At 55.6% G+C, this 311-nt stretch carries 1 pseudogene; it reads left to right on the forward strand.

Going from position 1 to position 311, the window contains the following annotated elements:
* Positions 1-88 precede the first annotated feature (88 nt).
* Positions 89-311 (forward strand): annotated as a pseudogene (locus P0G09_RS17615) (D-alanyl-D-alanine carboxypeptidase); the annotation flags it as partial.

The raw sequence follows: 311 nt of genomic DNA on the forward strand, positions 1-311 counted from the left end.
CTCCGGGAGTGGAACTGAGGGTTTCTCTTTTCAGATGGATAAAAATGTGGTATACTATATCATAATATCTTGAGATAGAGGAACTGGAATGAAAAAACACATCGCCATGCTGTGTGCGGTGCTTTTGACCGCACTGGCGGCGTTTGCGCCGGGCGCGGCAGCTGCCGGGCCTGCACTGACGGCTACGGAAGCGGACTGCATCATCGATGCCGACACCGGTCTGGTGCTGGCCCAGCAGAACATGAACGAGGAACTGCACCCGGCATCCATCACCAAGGTGATGACGCTGGGCCTTGCCTGTGAAAAGGCCC

It is taken from the genome of Faecalibacterium sp. DFI.5.82, from assembly GCF_029076575.1.
GTDB classification, from domain to species: Bacteria; Bacillota; Clostridia; order Oscillospirales; family Ruminococcaceae; genus Faecalibacterium; species Faecalibacterium duncaniae.